The sequence below is a fragment of the Halomonas sp. AOP13-D3-9 genome (genome assembly GCF_052379125.1).
Classification (GTDB): domain Bacteria; phylum Pseudomonadota; class Gammaproteobacteria; order Pseudomonadales; family Halomonadaceae; genus Vreelandella.
The window spans coordinates 265,536-282,863 of the sequence record NZ_JBQSYH010000004.1 but is presented as its reverse complement, the minus strand read 5'-3'; the positions used below and the strand labels follow the sequence as shown (position 1 = coordinate 282,863).

Below are 17,328 nucleotides of genomic sequence, written 5' to 3'. Positions count from 1 at the left end.
GTCACTCCTGAGCCAGCAGCGCGGCGAGCGTTCGCTCTGCGAGGGTAAGCTTGTAGGCGTTCTCATGCGTCGGACGAGCCCCGTCCAGTAAGCGGGCCATGACGGCGGATGCGCCCTGGGGTAACAGCGCATCGGCTTCAGCACGGCGCCAAGGCTTGGGCGCCACGCCCCCCAGTGCCACACGCCCGGTGCCATCGGGGGCTTGAATCAGCGCAACGGATACCAGCGCAAAGGCGTAAGAAGCCCGGTCGCGCACCTTGTAGTAGGCATGGCGACCTTTAACAGGGGGCGGTAGCCGCACGGCGGTGATCATTTCACCTGCTTGCAGCGCGTTCTCTATCTCCGGGGTATCGCCGGGCAACTGGTAAAACTCATCCAGCGTCAGGCGGCGCGTTTCACCCGATGACGTCACGGTTTCCACTTCGGCATCCAGCACGCGCAGGGCAACGGCCATATCCGAAGGGTGCGTGGCAATGCACGCGTCTGACGTGCCGATGACGCCCATTTGACGCGACGTTGCGCCATCACCCAGCGCTGCACAGCCAGCCCCAGGCGAACGTTTGTTGCAGGGCATACCAGTGTCATAAAAATAGGGGCAGCGCGTGCGCTGTAAAAGATTGCCGCCGGTCGTGGCTTTATTGCGCAGCTGGCCCGAGGCACCCGAGACAAGCGCCCGACTCAACACCGCGTAATCCTTGCGGATCCGGGCATCCGCCGAGAGCGCGGTGTTGCTGACCAGCGCACCAATGCGCAGGCCGCCCTCATCCGTCGGGGTAATATCGTCAAGACCCGTGCCCGATACGTCGATCAGGTGCCCGGGGGTTTCGATCTCATGCTTCATCAGATCCAGCAGGTTAGTACCGCCCGCAATAAACTTGGCGCCCGGCACTTCCGCCGCACGCGCTGCCGCCTGGGCCGGGTCGCTGACGCGTTCATAAGAAAAAGCTTTCATGAGCGCGCCTCCGCCACCTGGTTAATGGCCTTGAGAATGTTGGCGTAGGCGCCGCAGCGGCAAAGGTTGCCCGACATGCGCTCACGGGTTTCCGCATCGCTTATCTCGATAGGCGCATTCAGATCGTTGGTAACGTGGCTTGGCAGCCCCGCCTGGATCTCCTCAAGCACCGCCTTGGCCGAGCAGATCTGCCCCGGCGTGCAGTAGCCGCACTGGAAAGCGTCATGATCGACAAAGGCTTGCTGCATGGGATCAAGATGGTCGACCTCTCCCATCCCTTCGATAGTCGCAACATCATCGCCTTCATGCATCACCGCAAGGGACAAGCAGGCGTTGATGCGCTCGCCATTCACCGACACCGTGCAGGCACCACATTGACCATGGTCACAGCCTTTCTTGGTGCCTGTAAGCTTTAGATGCTCACGCAGGGCATCCAGCAGCGTTGTGCGGTTATCCAGCGTTAACGTATGGCTTTCGCCATTGACGGTTAGTGAAAAGGTGCTGCTATTAGGGTTCACGGTCTTGGGGTGTCTTTCGACGTTATTAGAGGAGTTCATTGCTATATGCCTTCCTTGCGCGTTGCTATCGCTTATTTAGTGCCATAAGACCTTTAGCATAGTCACGATTACCCCAAGCAGCCCAAATCTCTCACCAAACCCAGTAAAACAAAGCCTCTAGATGCGTCAGGTGCGCTACGCTATGACACGTCTATCCATGCAAAAGAGGCAGTGGATGCCGCTTGCTCACTACTGGAATCGTTTGAAATGCAGCATTTGGACTTGCAGGTTATCGATCAAGCGCTTACCTGGTCGCGGGAGGGTGAAACGGTCTGGCTGTGCACCGTGCTCTCCACGTTTGGCTCATCGCCCCGCGCCCCTGGAGCCTGGATGGCGGTAATCAGGGACGGCAGCCACCTGGGGTCGCTTTCTGGCGGCTGTGTGGAGGATGATTTCATTAAGCGCCTAGCGGAGGGGCAGTTTGAAAACCCAATGGTCGTTATACGCTACGGCGATGCAGACAATGCACAGGCCGGGCATATCACGCTGCCCTGCGGCGGCATTCTAGAGGTGCTGGTTGAGCGCCTACCCGCCACGCCGGAGATACGGGAGCACCTTGGTACGCTGAAAGCGACGCTTGAAGGCCAGCACCCGCTTATGCGCCATGTCGATATTCACACAGGCACCCGCTACTTTACCGACGATGCCACGCTGGGGCCTCGCGTGATCTGGCCCCGTGAAGAGGGCACACCAGATCGGGTAAGCATGCGGCTTACACCTGCGCGGCGGCTAATTATCGCTGGTATTTCGCCCGTTTCCAGCGCCTCCGCGTCGTTTGCTGCCACGTTAGGGTTTGAGGTGATTGTCTGCGACCCCGATGAAACCGCCTGCCAAGCATTTGATGTTCCAGGGGTCACGGTCAAGACGCAACTGCCTTCCCTATATCTGGCCGCCAACGGCTGCCACGACGCCACCGCCATTGTTGCGCTCAGCCATGACCCTCGCATTGATGACTTAGCCATGATGGAAGCGGTACGCACGCCCGCGTTTTACATAGGCGTGATGGGCTCAAGGCGCACCTCTGCGGAACGGATGAAGCGGCTGATTCGCTCAGGTGGGCTGACCGAAGAGCAGGTCGAGCGCCTGCATATGCCGATTGGTCTAGCATTAGGAAGCAAAACCCCTGCGGAAATTGCCCTCTCGATTATGGCGGATATCGTCCGAGTGCAGCACGGAAAAGCACTCCATGAGCTCTAGCAATGTCGTCGCCTTGGTAATGGCCGCTGGCTACTCACGCCGCTTTGGCGAAAGTGACAAGCGCTGCGCCCCCTTAGTCGACGGACGCTCGCTGTTGGCAGCCTCAGTCGCGAATGCGGAGCAAGCCTTCCCTCTGCTGCGCGTGGCGATACGCGAAGAGGATGATGCGACGTTGCTAGGCCTTGCAGACAACACGCCCCTGATTCGGCTTCATCAGGCGCATCTTGGGTTGGGGGCAAGTCTCGCCGAGGCGGTGAGCGCCCTTAGCCGCGACGCCCGTCTTAACAGCGTCGAGGCAGTAGCCATTTTATTAGCCGATATGCCCTGGATTCAGCAAGGCACATTGGGGGCATTACAGCGGCTAGCCACTCGCGACACCATCATTAGGCCCTGCTTCAAGGGCCAACCAGGACATCCGGTTATTTTCGGGCGCGCACTCTGGCCAGCCCTTCAAGCACTAAGCGGCGATGACGGCGCCAAAGGCGTTATTCATCGCCACACGGCGCAGTACCGGGAGTATGCCGTCCAAGACGACGGCATACTTATCGATATCGACGCGCCAGAGGACATAGTGTTCGCCGAAAACAAGCGCACTCAATAAACCTTAAGCGTTAACGCCTGAAACAAGGTAAAAACGCGCGCCCTAGCGTGCTCTCACAACCACCACCCCAAGTGCCAGCCAGCCTGCCATCAGTAGCAGTCCGCCAATCGGCGTCACAATACCGAGGCTTAGCCCAGCCAAGGCCATTAAGTAGAGCGAGCCGGAAAAGCACACAACTCCCAGTGTCCATAGCGCTAGCACCCAGCGCTGACCCGATATCGGATGTACCTGGCGCCATACCAATACGATCATAATGGCCAACGTGTGCCACGCTTGATAACGCACGCCGGTTTCCACGGCACTTACCATCGCTTCGGTCGTGCGCGCCGCCAGGCCGTGGGCTGCATAGGCACCCAGCATCACCATCATGGCGCCTGACAGCGCCGCTACGCACCAACACACTTTATCCATCCGTTGCACGCCGCTCTCCTGCTCCGATTATGGTTGATACCCATCACACTATTGCTGCTACGGCTTACCTTGCGCGGCGCGAAACCGCTACAATAGAGAATACCTTAGAGCACGAACTGCCACGACGAATGAGACACGCCTATTTATGTCTATCCAGATACGTCTAAACGGTGAACCCCATACGCTGTCCACCGGTCTTACCGTCGCTGACTTAGTTGAACAGCTGGGCCTTAGTGGTCGTCGTATCGCCGTCGAAATTAACGAAGAGATCGTCCCCCGCAGCCAACACGCCGACACCCGCTTGGTCGATGGCGACCACGTAGAGGTTGTCCACGCGATTGGCGGCGGCTAAAGGAAATACTATGACCCAACTAACTGATACACCGTTAACCATTGCTGGGCGCGATTTTCACTCGCGCCTGCTGGTTGGCACAGGCAAGTACAAAGACTTTACCGAGACCGGCGCCGCCATTGCCCAAAGCGGCGCTGAAATCGTCACGTTTGCCGTACGCCGCACTAATTTAGGTCAGGACGCCGACGCGCCCAACCTATTAGACGCCATCTCCCCCGCGCGCTACACCCTGCTGCCCAATACCGCCGGGTGCTACACCGCTAAAGATGCCGTGCGCACCTGCCGTTTGGCCCGCGAGCTGCTCGACGGCCACAACCTGGTCAAGCTGGAAGTCCTCGGCGACGACCACACGCTCTACCCTAATGTGGTCGAGACGCTAAAAGCCGCCGAAACGCTGCTTGCCGATGGCTTTGACGTCATGGTGTACACCAGCGACGACCCCATTGTGGCACGCGAACTGGAAGCCATGGGCTGCTGCGCCATCATGCCGCTAGGCTCGCTGATTGGCTCGGGCCACGGCATTCAGAACCCTCACAACGTGCGCTTGATCGTTGAGCAGAGCAAAGTACCGGTTCTGGTGGATGCGGGCATTGGCACGGCATCAGATGCGGCCATGGCCATGGAGCTCGGCTGCGACGGCGTACTGCTCAATACCGCCATTGCCCACGCTCGCGACCCGCTGCGCATGGCCAACGCCATGAAGTTGGCCGTGGAAGCCGGGCGCGATGCGTTTTTAGCTGGCCGTATGCCGCGCCGCCAATCCGCGGATCCCTCTTCACCTTTCGCTGGCCGTATTAACGGTTAATTGATTCGAGACCTCATGACTGACACCAACGATAGCGTACCTGAACGTCACGCCGACCCCGAAAGCAAGACCACCACAGGGCCGGAAGGTACGGATGCACCGCTGCATCGCCGCGGCATTAAAAGCTATGTGATCCGCGCGGGCCGTATGACCCAGGCGCAAAACCGTGGCTTAGAAGATATTTGGCCGCGTTTTGGCCTGACCATCGCCGACGGCCGCCAAGATTTGGACGCACTGTTTGGCCGTCAGGCACCGCGGGTAGTGGAAATCGGTTTTGGCATGGGCAACTCGCTGATTGAGCAGGCCGAAACCCACCCAGATACCGACTTTATTGGCATCGAAGTCCACGCCCCCGGCGTTGGCAAACTGCTTGATGAAGTTGATAAGCGCGGCCTGACTAACCTGCGCGTTTACCGCGAGGACGCCCTGGCAGTGCTTGAGCAGTGCCTGCCCGAAGGCTCGCTAACCACGTTACAGCTATTCTTCCCCGACCCCTGGCCGAAGAAGAAACATCACAAACGGCGCATCGTGCAGCCTGCCTTTGTTGAGCTGATTCGCACTCGCCTAATGCCCGGCGGCACTTTCCATCTGGCCACCGACTGGGAAGCTTATGCAGAGTGGATGGCGGAAGTCATGGAAGCAGCGCCCGGCTATACCAATACCGCCAGCGCGGAAACCGCCCCGTATGTACCACGCCCGGCGTTCCGCCCATTGACCAAGTTTGAAGCCCGCGGCGAAAAACTTGGCCATGGGGTTTGGGATTTGATTTATCAGCGAGAAGAGTAAACGTTCTGCCAACTAGATTGACAGAGAGGGGTTATTGCAGTGTTAGACGCTACGGTCAGCATCAATTCTGAACGGGCGTCTTTCGCATTAACCGAGAATAGCTGCATCCAGACGACTATTAGGTTTAAGCATCTTCTTTTAATTATTAAGCGATATTAAAATACCCATTTGATGCAAGCTGTCGATTTCAGCGTATATTTCTTCGCAGAAAGATTCGGCCACGTTACTTAATGGCTTGTGTTTAGATTTAAGTAAGGCAATTTCCCACTCAATGGTTGGCTCCATAGGCTTTGATACAACGGCTGTTCCCTGCAGCAGCAGTTCTGCGATGGGATCAATCACTGCGACCCCAAGTCCGCGATCAACTAATGCGCACACACCCCGCATATGGCGCATTTCAGCGGCAATATGCCGCTTTATATCCACTGTCTGCATAATGTAATCCACGCGGGCACGCAGAGGACTATCCGCCATCAGCTCTACGAATGTCTGGTTTTGTAAGCTAGTAAGCGCCACCACATCTTGCTTAGCAAGGGGGTGCGTACGATGCATGATGCACCTGGCAGAACAGCGTGCAAGACTACTAACCGTTGCTCCATAAGTGTCTGCTTCAAGCGTTATTCCCAGCGCCACATCACAGGTATTGTTGTCGATCATTTTAAGCAACTCTTGCAACCCAGCATCGATAACCCGAACGCCTACATTAGGATGAATCTGCTTAAAGCGCTTAATGACATCGAGTAAAAAGGTATCGCAAAAAATGGGTTGTGCCGCCACGACGACACTGCCTAATTGGTTATTAGCAATAGCATCCGCATCTTTTTGAGTATCTCGAATACTCGCCATCAACCGTAAAACGGACGCATGGTATAAAAACGCTTCTGAGGTTGGCGAAAGCTGATTGCGGGCACGTTTGAACAACGCAAAACCCAGCTCGTCCTCTAGCCCGATGAGCAAACGACTGACCATTGATTGGCTGATTCCTAACGTTTCTGCAGCCGCTTTTGTGGTGCCATGCTTCATGAATGCATCAAACGCTTCAATTTCTTTTATTTTCATGGTGTTAATCCCACTCAAGAAGTCTTTTACTCAATAAACAGCGAATAAAAACAATGTTTATAAACAATAAGCTTGCAACTTTGGCTCACCACTAGAACAAAATTGAATACTAAATCAAATTGTTGCAACAATTTTCATACCTGTCTATGTTAAAAGCGCTGGGTTCAAAAATGCTATTAACAAATCCACTCCATGAAAGCTATGCAACAACGATTGCGGAGATAAGTATGAAACTCACCTTAAGCTTAGCGGCAGCAACGCTGCTCGCTGCCTCCACTGCCTATGCTCAGAGCTATCCTTCCGAACCCGTCACGCTGGTAGTTCCCTATGGCCCCGGCGGCGCTTCCGATCTGGCCGGTCGGGCGCTAGCGGAGTCGGCTCGCGAATATTTAGGACAGCCCGTCACAGTCGTCAATCAAGCCGGCGCCGGGGGAATGACCGGCGCTCGTGATGTCGTACAGGCTGACCCCGATGGTTACACCTTGCTGTTAGCCCGCGTTGGTATGGCGCTCTCACCAGCAGTCAACGAAAACAGCAGTGTTGACTGGGATGAGTACACCTTTATCAGCCCACTTGAAGCCACACCGATGATTCTTGCCGTGGCCGAAGACTCACCCTATGAAAGCGTTGAGGATTTACTGGAAGGCATCGAAAACGACCCTGGCGCGATGAGCTACGCCGCCTCTGGCGCTACCGCCATTGATGGCTTTACCGTGCAGTCACTGCTGGCTGACGCAGAAATGGATCCGCTGACAGCGGCCACGCTGATTCCCTACCGTGGGGGTGGTGAACTCGCGACAGCATTGCTAGGTGGGCATGTTGATTTTCTCGCCATCGCTGCTGCTTCGTTGATGCCACATATCGAGAGCGGTGATATGCGCCCGTTAATGGTGTTCTCACCCGAGCGCATGGAAGCACTCCCGGACGTGCCGACTGCTGAAGAGCTGGGTTATGAGTTGGCTGGCCAAGTGATGGGGTGGAGCGCGCTGTATGGCCCGCCTGACCTACCCGAAGAAGTGGTTAACTCTTGGGCCGAAGTGATGGAACAGGTGGCTGAGGATGAGACATGGCTCAGCCGTGCTGACGATCGTGGCTCAATATCCACTATTGGCAGCGTTGAAATGGAGACTTATGCCCAGGAGCAGTACGAGTTCTATCGCACCTTGGCAGAACAGTTTGGCTACCTGGAATAAAGCAGCGTTAAACACTTAATTATCACTGCACACAACAGTTAATCTCTGGAGGGGTCATGGGTATAACACGCGGTTTAGTCATTACGGTGCTGTTCGGTATCGTGCTGTTTTTACTGATACCTGCCTATGTACCCCGCCCGCGCTTTATTCCAGGGTTTGCGCCACCGCCTGATATGTGGCCACGCACGGTTTCCATGCTCGGCATGGCATTGGGCATACTGCTCGTAGGGCTATCTTTTTCACGTAAAACCGAAGCCATCGCCGACCCTGAAGATGCCAGCGCCATCCGCGGTGACACACCACTTGCCACGCTTCTCACTCGCTTCGGTTGGACCGTACTCGCCTTCGCGCTCTTTATCGGTTCAGTGATGCTGCTCGGTTTTTTGCTATCGAGCATTCTGCTGTTAATGGCGATGCTGATACTGACCGGTTATTGGCGCCATAAAGTGGTGGCGGTCATCGTGGCCATCGCCCTCCCACTGGTTCTCTACCTGTTTTTCTCCAGCGCACTCAATACGCGTTTCCCTGTCGGCAGCCTTTTCAAGGCTATCGGTATTTAACTTACCGCGTATAGGACTGACCACTATGCTCAACGACCTGCTGGTTGCCTTCCAGGCGGTTGCCACCATTGAGAACTTTCTGATCATGGCCGCCGGTATTTGGGGTGGCGTGATTATCGGCGCCATTCCTGGAATGACCGGCACCATGGCGGTGACGCTGGCGCTGCCCTTTACGTTTTATATGCAGCCGATCCCGAGTATTTTACTGCTCGTTGCGCTTTACAAAGGCTCAACCTACGGCGGCTCAGTATCCGCGATATTGATCAAGACACCAGGCACCGCGTCGGCCGCCTGTACCACCCTTGACGGCTACCCGTTGGCCCAACAAGGCAAGGCAGGCAAAGCCCTCAACATGGCGCTCTATTCGTCATGTACCGGGGATTTTATCTCCAATCTCTCGCTGATTTTTATTGCCGCACCGCTGGCGCTCCTCGCACTGCGGATTGGGCCACCCGAATACTTTATGCTGATGATATTCGCGCTCACTACCGTGGCTGGGGTGTCAGGGCGTTCGCTGCTGCTTGGGTTGGTATCAGCCTGCTTAGGGCTGCTGTTAGCCACAGTGGGCGAAGATATGTACGGCTCGTTCCGCTTTGATCTCACCGTGGATATGCAGAGCGGCCTTGCCGTGGCGCCCGTGCTGATTGGCCTGTTTGCGATTCCTGAGCTGCTTAAAATTATTGTCTTTCGTCACAACCAAAGCCATAAGCCCATGCAGTTGGGTGATAACCGCGTAACGCGGGATGAGCTGCGCCGAACCTTAAAGGCCATGCTCAAAGGCAGCATGATTGGGGTGGTGATGGGGGCCATTCCCGGTATTGGCCCCTCGGCAGCGTCGTTCTCCTCCTACGGGGAAGCACAGCGCAGCTCAAAGAACCGCGAAAACTTTGGTAAAGGCGAACTAGAAGGGATCGCGGCATCCGAGTCCGCCAATAATGGTTGCTGTGGCTCCACCATGATTCCGCTGTTAGCGCTGGGTGTGCCAGGCGATGTTATTACCGGCGTGATGTTGGGCGCCTTTATGATCCACGGCATGACCCCAGGCCCGATGCTGTTTGAGAACAACCTTAATGAGGTTTACATGCTGTTTATTGGCATGCTGTTTTCCTCTGTTCTGCTGTTTGGTGCTGGCAAAGCCACGATGCGCTTTTTCTCGCATATCTCACGGATTCCTCCCGGCTTGATGGCGCCTATCGTGCTTGCGCTATGCGTCTTCGGTATTTTTTCGATCTCCAACAGTATGTATGACGTCATCGTACTGCTGGCGATGGGCATATTTGGCTTTTTCATGTTCCTGTTCGCCATTCCCGCCGCGCCCTTTTTAATCGCCTTCATTCTCGGCCCGATGCTGGAAGAGAACCTGCGTCGTGCCCTTGCGCTCTCTCGTGGTGATCCCAGCATTCTGGTCTCGTCGCCTATTACCTGGCTATTCGCCTCGCTGGCGATATTTGTGGTGGTCGTAACAATTCGTCAGCAGCTTAAGAAGGCCAAAGCCTGAGCCACAGTTTCCCTTATTGCCAAGGATTTAACGCTATGCAAGCTAGTGCTACGCCTAACGCTCACCCGCAGTTGAAAGACGCGGTCTCGCACCTCGCAGACCTGATCGCTTACGACACAACCAGTGCGTACTCCAACCTTGAACTTATTCAGCATATGGAGGAGTACTTTGCCAGTCTGGGCGCTGAGGTAGCGGTGCTACCCGATGAGAGCGGCGAAAAGGCCAATTTGATCGCCCGTCTGGGCCCCGCCAACGTGCCTGGCATCGTCCTCTCTGGCCACACTGACGTCGTACCGGCCAACCCGAAGAACTGGCAAAGCGACCCTTTTAAAATGGAGCAGCGCGGCAGTCGCTTGTTTGGTCGTGGCACCTGCGATATGAAAGGCTTTGCCGCCTGTGTGATGGCGGCGGCGCCGGCGTTTGCCAACAGCGAACTGCAGCGCCCGTTCTATTTCTGCTTCTCTCATGATGAGGAGGTAGGCTGTTTGGGCGCCCCCGCCATTGCACGCTACCTAGCCGAGCTCAAGGTGCCACCGGCCCTGGCCATTATCGGCGAACCCAGCGAAATGAAGCTGATCAACGGTCAGAAAGGCAAGATCGCGATGCGGGTGACGGTGCACGGTGAAGGGGGCCATTCATCGTTTTCTCCCCAGCATGTTAATGCGGTGGAGTATGCCTCACGTATCATCACCATGATTGCCGAACGATCACGACGATATGAGCAAGAAGGCCCTTTCGACCACGACTTTACCGTTCCCCACGCCACCACGCTGACCACCATGATAGAAGGCGGTGTGGCGACCAACGTGACCCCTGATACCTGCAGCTTTATCTTTGAGCTACGCAGCATTGATCAGGAAGCAGCCGCCACGGACATTCAAGCGCTGATCCGCGATATAGAGGCTGCCCTACTCCCCGAAATGCAGCGCCAATCCGCCGATTCCACTATTGAGTGGCAAGAGCTATTTGCCTACCCCGCCATGGGGGACGCCACCGACAGCGATATATTCAAAAAGCTTGAGCCCATTCTTCCCGAGCGTGGCGGCAAGGTATCTTATGGCTCAGAAGGCGGCGTGTTCGAGATCGATGGCGGCATACCCTCAGTGATTGTTGGGCCCGGCTCTATTCGCCAAGCCCACAAGCCCAATGAGTTCATAGAAATTGATCAACTTAGCCAATGCCTAGCATTCTTAGATGAATTAAATGCTTGGATGAAGCACTAAGCCAAAAATAGCTGTGAGTATCTATGTCACATGAAAGTAAGTTCTGATCGCTTAGGCATTACTCCTTAAGCGGTTTAAGCGGCTCCCAATCCGAACGATTAGCTAGAAACTCGGGCCTTGGCCGGTTACCGCAGTAAGGGTCGTGCAGCGTGTTTTCAACACTGTTGTAAACAAAGAATAGATTACTTCTTGGCCAGCAAGACATATTGATATTCGACCCGTGCATGGTGTTGCATTCAAAAATCACCAGCGAGCCTGCAGGCCCCTTAGGTGCTTCGATATCGTTTTCTAGCATTATCTCGCGTAGGCTACTGGCTGGGGGCACGCCCACCTCTTGGCTTTTAAGTGACTCTTTATAGTTGTTTTCCGGCGTTCGTCCCACACAAGGAACAAAGTACTGGTGTGAACCGGGAATCAGCATGAGTGGCCCATTAAACTCCCCGTTGTCAGTGAGCACTATGGAGCAACTCAGTGCGCGCATACGCGGCATGCCGTCTTCGCTATGCCATGTCTCAAAGTCGGAGTGCCACTCAAATCCTTTGCCTTTAAAACCTGGTTTATAGTTAATCCGTGACTGATGAATATACACATCGCTGCCCAGCAGTTGCTTAACAATCGCCAATAGCTTGGGATCCTGGGTCAAGCGCTGAAAGCGTTGTGAAACATCGTGGATGCCGAAAATGGTGCGAATCTCTTCACGCCCTGGTTCAAGAATCGTGCCTTCTGAAAGTTTCAGATCAGCATCGTCTTCATACTCGCGCAGTTCTTGAAGAAAAACCTGCATATCATCAGCGTCAAAAAATCCTTCAAACGACAGAAATCCCTTTCTTTCGTACTCATCAATTTCTGATTTGCTTAAGGGGCCCTTTGCAAGCTGTGACTCATCGCCGTATACCACAGGATCGATGCGTTCAAACATTCCCAACTTACGTTCCAAGCGAGTAGGGAAAAGATCTTGTGTATCGTTCATGGCAAACTCCTCCGTTAGTATCCATGTCTAGTAACGCTTTTAGCGGCTACTTATAAAACGTAGACGCCAAAACGCCCCTCAGCAATGACACCATGTCAGCCTGCTTTAGTGCAGCCGTTATCGCCTTAATAAACAGTAGCTCTAAGCGTAGAGAAGTAGTCGAAAAAACGTGTAGATGGCGGGGGAGCTAGAAGACGCTAGAAAAAAGAAAGCCGCTCCAGTGGAGCGGCAAAAAGACCGTGACTAGCAATGAGAGGGAGAAACCATGACAGGAAACTGGCGGTTTCTGTCTTGGTCTGTGGCGTCTCATCAAACGCCACAACCACACTGTAATAGTTCTCATTTACCACGTCAATACAAATACGAATATTTTTTATTACCATATTTCGAAAGCGAAGAACGCAATCGCCTCAACAGGAGATGAATAAAAATTGGTACGCATAAAAAAAGAAAGCCGCTCCAGAGGAGCGGCAAAAAGACCGTGACTAGCAATGAGAGGGAGAAACCATGACAGGAAACTGACGCTGATTCTTAAATCAACAGCTGTCGTGGTTGCCAGCGACTCATTAAACGCTGACAACCACAATGTAATAGTTCTCATTTACCGCGTCAACACAAATACGAATATTTTTTATTTAGTTTTAACCTTCTCCCCGTCAGCTAACCAACTGCAGCCAAAACGGCAGGGTAAGCATCGCTAACAGAGTTTGGCCGGTAATGATCGCGGCCATGAGCTCGGCATCGCCCCCCAACTGACGGGCTAGGATATACGCAGAGGTAGCCGTAGGGAGTGCTGCAAACAGCAGCGCTACGTCGCGGCTTACCGGATCCAGCTGTAGTATCCAGGTTAATGCCAATACCAGCGCGGGCATAAGCAGCAGTTTAACGCCATTGGTGGCCAGCACTCCGCGATCAATACGCAGCAGCGCCGCAGGACGCAGCGCCACCCCGACGGCCACCAAACCCAATGGCAGCGCCGCACGCCCCAGTAGCTCAACCGTATCTTGACTCCAGCCAGGCAAACCAACGCCCGACAGGTTCAGGCCAATACCCGCCAAGCAGGCCAGAATCAGCGGATTTTTAATCAACGCCATGGCACTTTTACCTACGCTAGCACCGCCTAGAGTGCCAGCCGCGACAAAGCTGGCCACACACATCACGTTAACCACTGGCACCATTAGTGCCACGGCGACGGCTGCGGTGGTCGCTCCTAGGCTGCCGTGTAGCGCGGCGGCGCCAGCAACGCCTACATAGGTATTAAAACGTACCGCGCCTTGAAATACCGACGTAAACGCCGCAGGTGTTAGCTTTAGCCAGCCGCGTAAACGCCAGAGCAGCAAGCCAAACAACGCCATCGCGCCCAGCAGCACCAGCGCCAAGCGGCCGACCGGCACCTGGCTGACATCCGCGGTGGCCAGGGTTCCCACTAGCATGGCGGGAAACAGCACAAAGTAGATCAGCCGCTCCATTTGCGGCCAGAAGGTGTCGCTAGGCCAACGCCAATAGCCAAGCACGGCACCGAGTAAGATCAACAGAAATAGTGGGCCTAAAGCGCCAGTAATACTCTCCATTTACGTCCCTTTTGCCTGCGACATCCCAGCACAGCGATATCGGCGCGATTACTGTTACCATGATCAAACTTCCCGCCTCACGGCTCGCGTAGCGATTATTCTGCCATGAAGATGATATCAAAACCTGCACACCCGGCGGGCTTCCCCGTCTTAAGGGTACTGATACTGGTCACTGGCTTGGCGCTGGCGGCCTGCGCGTGGTACGCCTTTGCTCATTGGCTGCACCGCGACAGTGATGTGACATGGTTTCCCCCCACTTCAAGCTGCGACTTGCATGCAGCGCCCTGCACTGCCACCTTGGGCGATATGGGCCGTATCACGCTTCACATTGCATCCAGTGGGCGGATTGAGGCACTGGAGATATTACCGCTGGGAGTGGACGTCGAGGGTGTGACCGCCACCCAGGTTGAGGTCGATTTTATCGGCCGGGATATGGATTTGGGCTTGCATCGCTTTGCCCTTAGCGCAGATGCGCCCGGCCATTTTCAAGGTCAAGGCCAAGTGGGAGTCTGCACGCAAAGCGTTATGCCCTGGCGGGCACGTGTCATACTGGAAACCGCAGAAGGCAAGGTAGGCAGCTGGTTCGATTTTGACGTGATTCGGAGTTAACGCACATGGCAATAAAACCATTATGGCTAGGCGCGGGGTTGGTAGCGCTTTTGCTGGTAGCCAGCGGGATTGGCCTCTATCAGTATGCTTTCGCCCCCAAAGAGGGGGAGCCAGTAGGCGGTCCAATCGAGCTGCCCTCTACCCAGGGTGATTTTTCGTTGACCCAACTAAACGACGATCAAGTGGCGATTGTTTCGTTCGGCTATACGTATTGCCCCGATATTTGCCCGATGACCCAATCGGTAAAGCGCCAAGCCCTGGCCCAACTCTCTGAGGAGCAGCGCGAACGTGTGGTCCCGGTGATGATCACTGTTGATCCCGAACGCGACACCATCGCGCGCATGCAAGAGTACATGAGTTTTTTCGGCGAGGCGTTTATCGGCGCGGTAGGCAGTCAGGAACAGCTTGAGGATGTCGCCTCACGCTATGGGGTGATATGGCGAAAAGTCGAAGCGCCGGATTCAGCAATGGACTACACCATTGATCACAGCGCCTCGCTCTTTTTGGTTAATCGCGAGGGCGATATTCTTCAGCGAGTGCTCTACTCACCCACCCCCCATGGTTTAGTTTCCGCATTAGAGAGCGAACTAGGCAGTTAATCGGCGCTTCTTAATCGGATTCAGGTGCGGCTTGTAAACGATCCAACATGGCCATTAACGCGCTAATTTGAGTGCCGCTACGGGTATCGTGCTGCGGGCTTAACTGCCAGGTACTTTCAGCAAACCCCCACCAGTCCCAGCAGCCCTGCGGGTTCGCCATACTGCTTTCTGCCTGAGGATAGAGCACGATTTGCTGATGCGCTGCTGCCCAGGCATTTAACCCGGTGTAGCGTATAAACGTATCGCCAATGGCTTCTGCATTCATTTGGCAGCCGTGCAGCGCCAGCGTGACCGGGCACTCGCCCGCTTCGCAGCCTTCGGGTATAAACACATAGCCCGTGTCGGCGAGGCCTTTTACCGCAAACTCTGACTGATCAAACGCGACCAATTCGCCACCTTGCTCACCCTTTTGCTCGCGACTAAGCCCGCCAGCGGCCGAGACATCACGTTCGGGGTAGAGCCAATCCAGCATTTCTCCGGCAATATCGTCGTCGCAGGATAATAGAAAACTACCGCCACCCTGACGACAATCGCCCCACTCCTGGGGGCCTGGGGCGGCTTGACTGGGTAACCGTATCGGCCAGCCATGTCCCGCATTTTCACTGCGTGTAACGCGTAGCTGATCAGGCGAAGCAAGCCACTGCTGCCATTGCTCAGCAAGTAGATCGCCAAGCTTCGGCTCAACCACTTCATCCGCTTCGCCGTGCCATAAGTAGGCCCGGAGCTGGCTAAGCGCCTCAGCGCTGCCAACCTGTTCAAGCTCAATATAGCGCTGGTGACGAGCCTCCAATTCCTCCAGCGAAGGCACGCCACGGCGGGTCATCATGCATTGATTAAGCGCCAAACTCAGCGAGCCCTGCGCACAGCTCCAAGGCCCTGCCGCCAGCACGCCCAAGCCACTAAACCGCTCGGGCCAAGCCACCGCTAGCTGGGTCGCCATATAACCGCCCGACGACACCCCCACCACGCTGGCCTGCTCACTGGCAGCACTTAAGGCAGGTAACTCCTCAGGCTCGTCGGTCGTCTCGGCTTGAGCCATCAGCGGTGTACATACGCCAACGCAAAGCAGGGCGTAAGCGATGGGGTGCACAGTGAAGTGGGGGGCTGAGCGCATCGCTTATTCGACGCCTAACAGTTCAACGCGGAAGGTCAGTACTTCGTTAGGCCCAATCGGCCCCTGGCCATTCTCGCCGTAAGCAATATCCGCAGGGATATACAGCATCCAGCTATCGCCGACGCTCATCATCTGCAGCGCTTCCTGCCAGCCTTCAATGACTTGGTTGGTCTGGAAGCTGACGGATTCGCCACGCTCAAAAGAGCTATCGAAAACGGTGCCATCCAGCAGCATGCCTTCATAGTTCACTTCGACGGTATCTTCAGGGCCAGGCGTGGCGCCGTCGCCGGACTCAAGGACTTCATACTGAAGGCCAGAGTCGGTCACGGTCACTTCATCGCGCTCAGCGTTTTCAGCAAGAAAGGCTTCGCCCGCTTCGAGGTTGCTCTGGGCCAGCTCTTCAGCTTCCGCTTGTCGCGCTTGCATTGACTGCTCTTGGAACGCCATCAACGCCTCAGTCATCTCTTCTTCACTGAGCGCTAAGTCATTGCCTTCAAACACATCGCGCATGCCATCTGTGAACGCATCCAGGTCTAGGTCTTCGATGTCAGCCTGCATGCTTTCACCCAGGGTGACACCCAGGCTATAAGCCAAGCGCTGTTCATCGGTTTCTGGCGCTGCCGCGGCAAACGGGGCAACCAAAAGCAAACCTGTCAGAGCTGTGGTAGAGAGCAGTCGTTTCATGAAAGATCCTTTTATCTTGTATATAGCGGCGTCGAACGCCAATAGTGTTACGCAAAGACTAACACCCGCCGTCCCGAGCTGCATCTTCGGGACGGCGGGTGTTAGTAAGACCACAAAATGAGCGAGAGGTTTAGCGGCTTTAGACGACCAGCGTGGGGCAGTGGGCGGCACCCGCCACACGCTGAGAAACGCTTCCCAGCAACGGGTTCTTCTCGCCATTGGTACCCTGAGCACCAATCACAATAAGGTCGCACTCTCGCTTACGGGCAAAGCGCACGATAATACGCGATGGTCGGCCGCCTTTTACAAAAGCGCGCACGCGCGCGCTGTCAGCGCCCAGCTCAATAGCGTGGGATTTGGCATGCACGGCGATCTCGGTGGCGTACTCTTTTAGCGCATCATCGGGGATATCCAGCTGGTTGGGCCGCACCATAGAGAGTGAGGCTTCCAGCAAACTATGGTGTTTAAACACGCACAGCAGATAAAGCTCAGCGCCGGTCAGCATATGCAAGCCCACCGCTTTTTCCAGCGCCCTTAAGGCGCCTTTAGAACCATCCACCGGGACTAAAATGCGATTAAACATTCGC

The 17,328-nt window shown here is 55.3% G+C and carries 20 protein-coding genes; 11 read left to right on the top strand and 9 right to left on the bottom strand.

From position 1 onward, the window contains the following. Position 1: 1 nt before the first annotated feature. Both ACT3UM_RS06540 and ACT3UM_RS06535 read right to left on the bottom strand, forming a co-directional pair. Positions 2-952 carry an FAD binding domain-containing protein gene (locus ACT3UM_RS06540; protein ID WP_144809917.1) on the bottom strand — a complete coding sequence of 317 codons (951 nt, stop codon included), beginning with the start codon at positions 950-952 and terminating at the stop codon, positions 2-4. Beyond that, positions 949-1,509, bottom strand: a complete 561-nt coding sequence (locus ACT3UM_RS06535; protein ID WP_498897184.1) for a 2Fe-2S iron-sulfur cluster-binding protein — start codon at positions 1,507-1,509, stop codon at positions 949-951. The genes ACT3UM_RS06540 and ACT3UM_RS06535 overlap by 4 nt, the downstream gene beginning before the upstream one ends. Before the next feature lie 207 nt (positions 1,510-1,716). On the opposite strand from ACT3UM_RS06535, the gene ACT3UM_RS06530 reads away from it, so the two are divergent. Further along, positions 1,717-2,706 carry an XdhC family protein gene (locus tag ACT3UM_RS06530; RefSeq protein ID WP_498897182.1) on the top strand — a complete coding sequence of 330 codons (990 nt, stop codon included), beginning with the start codon at positions 1,717-1,719 and terminating at the stop codon, positions 2,704-2,706. After that, a complete protein-coding gene (locus ACT3UM_RS06525; RefSeq protein ID WP_498897180.1) occupies positions 2,696-3,307 on the top strand; it encodes a nucleotidyltransferase family protein in 612 nt (203 codons plus the stop codon). The genes ACT3UM_RS06530 and ACT3UM_RS06525 overlap by 11 nt, the downstream gene beginning before the upstream one ends. A 42-nt stretch (positions 3,308-3,349) precedes the next feature. On the opposite strand, the gene ACT3UM_RS06520 is transcribed toward ACT3UM_RS06525, so the two are convergent. Further along, complete coding sequence (locus ACT3UM_RS06520) at positions 3,350-3,727, bottom strand: DUF423 domain-containing protein (RefSeq protein ID WP_498897178.1); 378 nt, start codon at positions 3,725-3,727, stop codon at positions 3,350-3,352. 136 nt (positions 3,728-3,863) lie between these two features. On the opposite strand from ACT3UM_RS06520, the gene thiS reads away from it, so the two are divergent. The 3 genes from thiS to trmB are packed head-to-tail and all read left to right on the top strand — an operon-like array spanning position 3,864 to position 5,661. Continuing rightward, complete coding sequence (gene thiS, locus ACT3UM_RS06515; protein ID WP_498897176.1) at positions 3,864-4,070, top strand: sulfur carrier protein ThiS; 207 nt, start codon at positions 3,864-3,866, stop codon at positions 4,068-4,070. A gap of 10 nt (positions 4,071-4,080) precedes the next feature. Continuing rightward, a complete protein-coding gene (locus tag ACT3UM_RS06510; RefSeq protein WP_498897174.1) occupies positions 4,081-4,875 on the top strand; it encodes a thiazole synthase in 795 nt (264 codons plus the stop codon). A 15-nt stretch (positions 4,876-4,890) separates the two neighbouring features. Then, complete coding sequence (gene trmB, locus ACT3UM_RS06505; protein WP_498897172.1) at positions 4,891-5,661, top strand: tRNA (guanosine(46)-N7)-methyltransferase TrmB; 771 nt, start codon at positions 4,891-4,893, stop codon at positions 5,659-5,661. A gap of 138 nt (positions 5,662-5,799) precedes the next feature. Here trmB and ACT3UM_RS06500 read toward each other — a convergent pair whose 3' ends face one another. Then, the gene (locus ACT3UM_RS06500) at positions 5,800-6,720 is read right to left on the bottom strand and encodes a LysR family transcriptional regulator (RefSeq protein ID WP_498897170.1); all 921 of its coding nucleotides are present in this window, start codon (positions 6,718-6,720) and stop codon (positions 5,800-5,802) included. Positions 6,721-6,947: 227 nt separating this feature from the next. On the opposite strand from ACT3UM_RS06500, the gene ACT3UM_RS06495 reads away from it, so the two are divergent. Genes ACT3UM_RS06495 through argE form a run of 4 tightly spaced genes read left to right on the top strand, consistent with a single transcriptional unit; the run spans position 6,948 to position 11,194 of the window. Beyond that, entirely contained in the window at positions 6,948-7,913 is a 966-nt protein-coding gene (locus ACT3UM_RS06495) for a Bug family tripartite tricarboxylate transporter substrate binding protein (RefSeq protein ID WP_498897168.1), read from the top strand. 56 nt (positions 7,914-7,969) lie between these two features. Continuing rightward, a complete protein-coding gene (locus tag ACT3UM_RS06490) occupies positions 7,970-8,473 on the top strand; it encodes a tripartite tricarboxylate transporter TctB family protein (protein WP_498897166.1) in 504 nt (167 codons plus the stop codon). 25 nt (positions 8,474-8,498) lie between these two features. Beyond that, positions 8,499-9,971, top strand: a complete 1,473-nt coding sequence (locus ACT3UM_RS06485) for a tripartite tricarboxylate transporter permease (RefSeq protein WP_498897164.1) — start codon at positions 8,499-8,501, stop codon at positions 9,969-9,971. Between the two features lie 35 nt (positions 9,972-10,006). Beyond that, on the top strand, positions 10,007-11,194 hold the full coding sequence (gene argE / locus ACT3UM_RS06480) for an acetylornithine deacetylase (protein ID WP_498897162.1): 1,188 nt from the start codon (positions 10,007-10,009) through the stop codon (positions 11,192-11,194). A gap of 58 nt (positions 11,195-11,252) precedes the next feature. Here argE and thpD read toward each other — a convergent pair whose 3' ends face one another. Both thpD and ACT3UM_RS06470 read right to left on the bottom strand, forming a co-directional pair. Continuing rightward, positions 11,253-12,164 (bottom strand): ectoine hydroxylase, encoded by a 912-nt coding sequence (gene thpD / locus ACT3UM_RS06475; RefSeq protein WP_498897160.1) that lies wholly within the window; start codon positions 12,162-12,164, stop codon positions 11,253-11,255. A gap of 656 nt (positions 12,165-12,820) precedes the next feature. Further along, the gene (locus ACT3UM_RS06470) at positions 12,821-13,735 is read right to left on the bottom strand and encodes an AEC family transporter (protein ID WP_498897158.1); all 915 of its coding nucleotides are present in this window, start codon (positions 13,733-13,735) and stop codon (positions 12,821-12,823) included. Positions 13,736-13,840: 105 nt separating this feature from the next. Between ACT3UM_RS06470 and ACT3UM_RS06465 the strand changes: the two genes are divergently transcribed. Together ACT3UM_RS06465 and ACT3UM_RS06460 are read left to right on the top strand one after the other, a co-directional pair. After that, positions 13,841-14,344 (top strand): hypothetical protein, encoded by a 504-nt coding sequence (locus ACT3UM_RS06465; protein ID WP_498897156.1) that lies wholly within the window; start codon positions 13,841-13,843, stop codon positions 14,342-14,344. 5 nt (positions 14,345-14,349) lie between these two features. Continuing rightward, complete coding sequence (locus ACT3UM_RS06460; RefSeq protein ID WP_498897154.1) at positions 14,350-14,943, top strand: SCO family protein; 594 nt, start codon at positions 14,350-14,352, stop codon at positions 14,941-14,943. Between the two features lie 10 nt (positions 14,944-14,953). Here ACT3UM_RS06460 and ACT3UM_RS06455 read toward each other — a convergent pair whose 3' ends face one another. From ACT3UM_RS06455 to ACT3UM_RS06445, 3 genes are all read right to left on the bottom strand, one after another. After that, a complete protein-coding gene (locus ACT3UM_RS06455; protein ID WP_498897152.1) occupies positions 14,954-16,057 on the bottom strand; it encodes an alpha/beta hydrolase family protein in 1,104 nt (367 codons plus the stop codon). Positions 16,058-16,060: 3 nt separating this feature from the next. Continuing rightward, the gene (gene bamJ / locus ACT3UM_RS06450) at positions 16,061-16,741 is read right to left on the bottom strand and encodes a BamJ family beta-barrel-assembly machinery protein (RefSeq protein ID WP_498897150.1); all 681 of its coding nucleotides are present in this window, start codon (positions 16,739-16,741) and stop codon (positions 16,061-16,063) included. A gap of 139 nt (positions 16,742-16,880) precedes the next feature. After that, positions 16,881-17,324, bottom strand: coding sequence for a universal stress protein (locus ACT3UM_RS06445; protein ID WP_022521256.1), 444 nt, complete (start codon positions 17,322-17,324; stop codon positions 16,881-16,883). Positions 17,325-17,328: the final 4 nt, after the last annotated feature.

Coding starts and splice junctions, on each gene's coding strand:
- ACT3UM_RS06470 (WP_498897158.1), bottom strand. CDS start 13,735: ATGGAGAGTATTACTGGCGCTTTAGGCCCACTATTTCTGTTGATCTTA.
- bamJ (WP_498897150.1), bottom strand. CDS start 16,741: ATGAAACGACTGCTCTCTACCACAGCTCTGACAGGTTTGCTTTTGGTT.
- ACT3UM_RS06490 (WP_498897166.1), top strand. CDS start 7,970: ATGGGTATAACACGCGGTTTAGTCATTACGGTGCTGTTCGGTATCGTG.
- ACT3UM_RS06535 (WP_498897184.1), bottom strand. CDS start 1,509: ATGAACTCCTCTAATAACGTCGAAAGACACCCCAAGACCGTGAACCCT.
- ACT3UM_RS06525 (WP_498897180.1), top strand. CDS start 2,696: ATGAGCTCTAGCAATGTCGTCGCCTTGGTAATGGCCGCTGGCTACTCA.
- argE (WP_498897162.1), top strand. CDS start 10,007: ATGCAAGCTAGTGCTACGCCTAACGCTCACCCGCAGTTGAAAGACGCG.
- ACT3UM_RS06455 (WP_498897152.1), bottom strand. CDS start 16,057: ATGCGCTCAGCCCCCCACTTCACTGTGCACCCCATCGCTTACGCCCTG.
- thiS (WP_498897176.1), top strand. CDS start 3,864: ATGTCTATCCAGATACGTCTAAACGGTGAACCCCATACGCTGTCCACC.
- ACT3UM_RS06510 (WP_498897174.1), top strand. CDS start 4,081: ATGACCCAACTAACTGATACACCGTTAACCATTGCTGGGCGCGATTTT.
- ACT3UM_RS06495 (WP_498897168.1), top strand. CDS start 6,948: ATGAAACTCACCTTAAGCTTAGCGGCAGCAACGCTGCTCGCTGCCTCC.
- ACT3UM_RS06500 (WP_498897170.1), bottom strand. CDS start 6,720: ATGAAAATAAAAGAAATTGAAGCGTTTGATGCATTCATGAAGCATGGC.
- ACT3UM_RS06530 (WP_498897182.1), top strand. CDS start 1,717: ATGCAGCATTTGGACTTGCAGGTTATCGATCAAGCGCTTACCTGGTCG.
- thpD (WP_498897160.1), bottom strand. CDS start 12,164: ATGAACGATACACAAGATCTTTTCCCTACTCGCTTGGAACGTAAGTTG.
- ACT3UM_RS06460 (WP_498897154.1), top strand. CDS start 14,350: ATGGCAATAAAACCATTATGGCTAGGCGCGGGGTTGGTAGCGCTTTTG.
- ACT3UM_RS06445 (WP_022521256.1), bottom strand. CDS start 17,324: ATGTTTAATCGCATTTTAGTCCCGGTGGATGGTTCTAAAGGCGCCTTA.
- trmB (WP_498897172.1), top strand. CDS start 4,891: ATGACTGACACCAACGATAGCGTACCTGAACGTCACGCCGACCCCGAA.
- ACT3UM_RS06540 (WP_144809917.1), bottom strand. CDS start 952: ATGAAAGCTTTTTCTTATGAACGCGTCAGCGACCCGGCCCAGGCGGCA.
- ACT3UM_RS06485 (WP_498897164.1), top strand. CDS start 8,499: ATGCTCAACGACCTGCTGGTTGCCTTCCAGGCGGTTGCCACCATTGAG.
- ACT3UM_RS06465 (WP_498897156.1), top strand. CDS start 13,841: ATGAAGATGATATCAAAACCTGCACACCCGGCGGGCTTCCCCGTCTTA.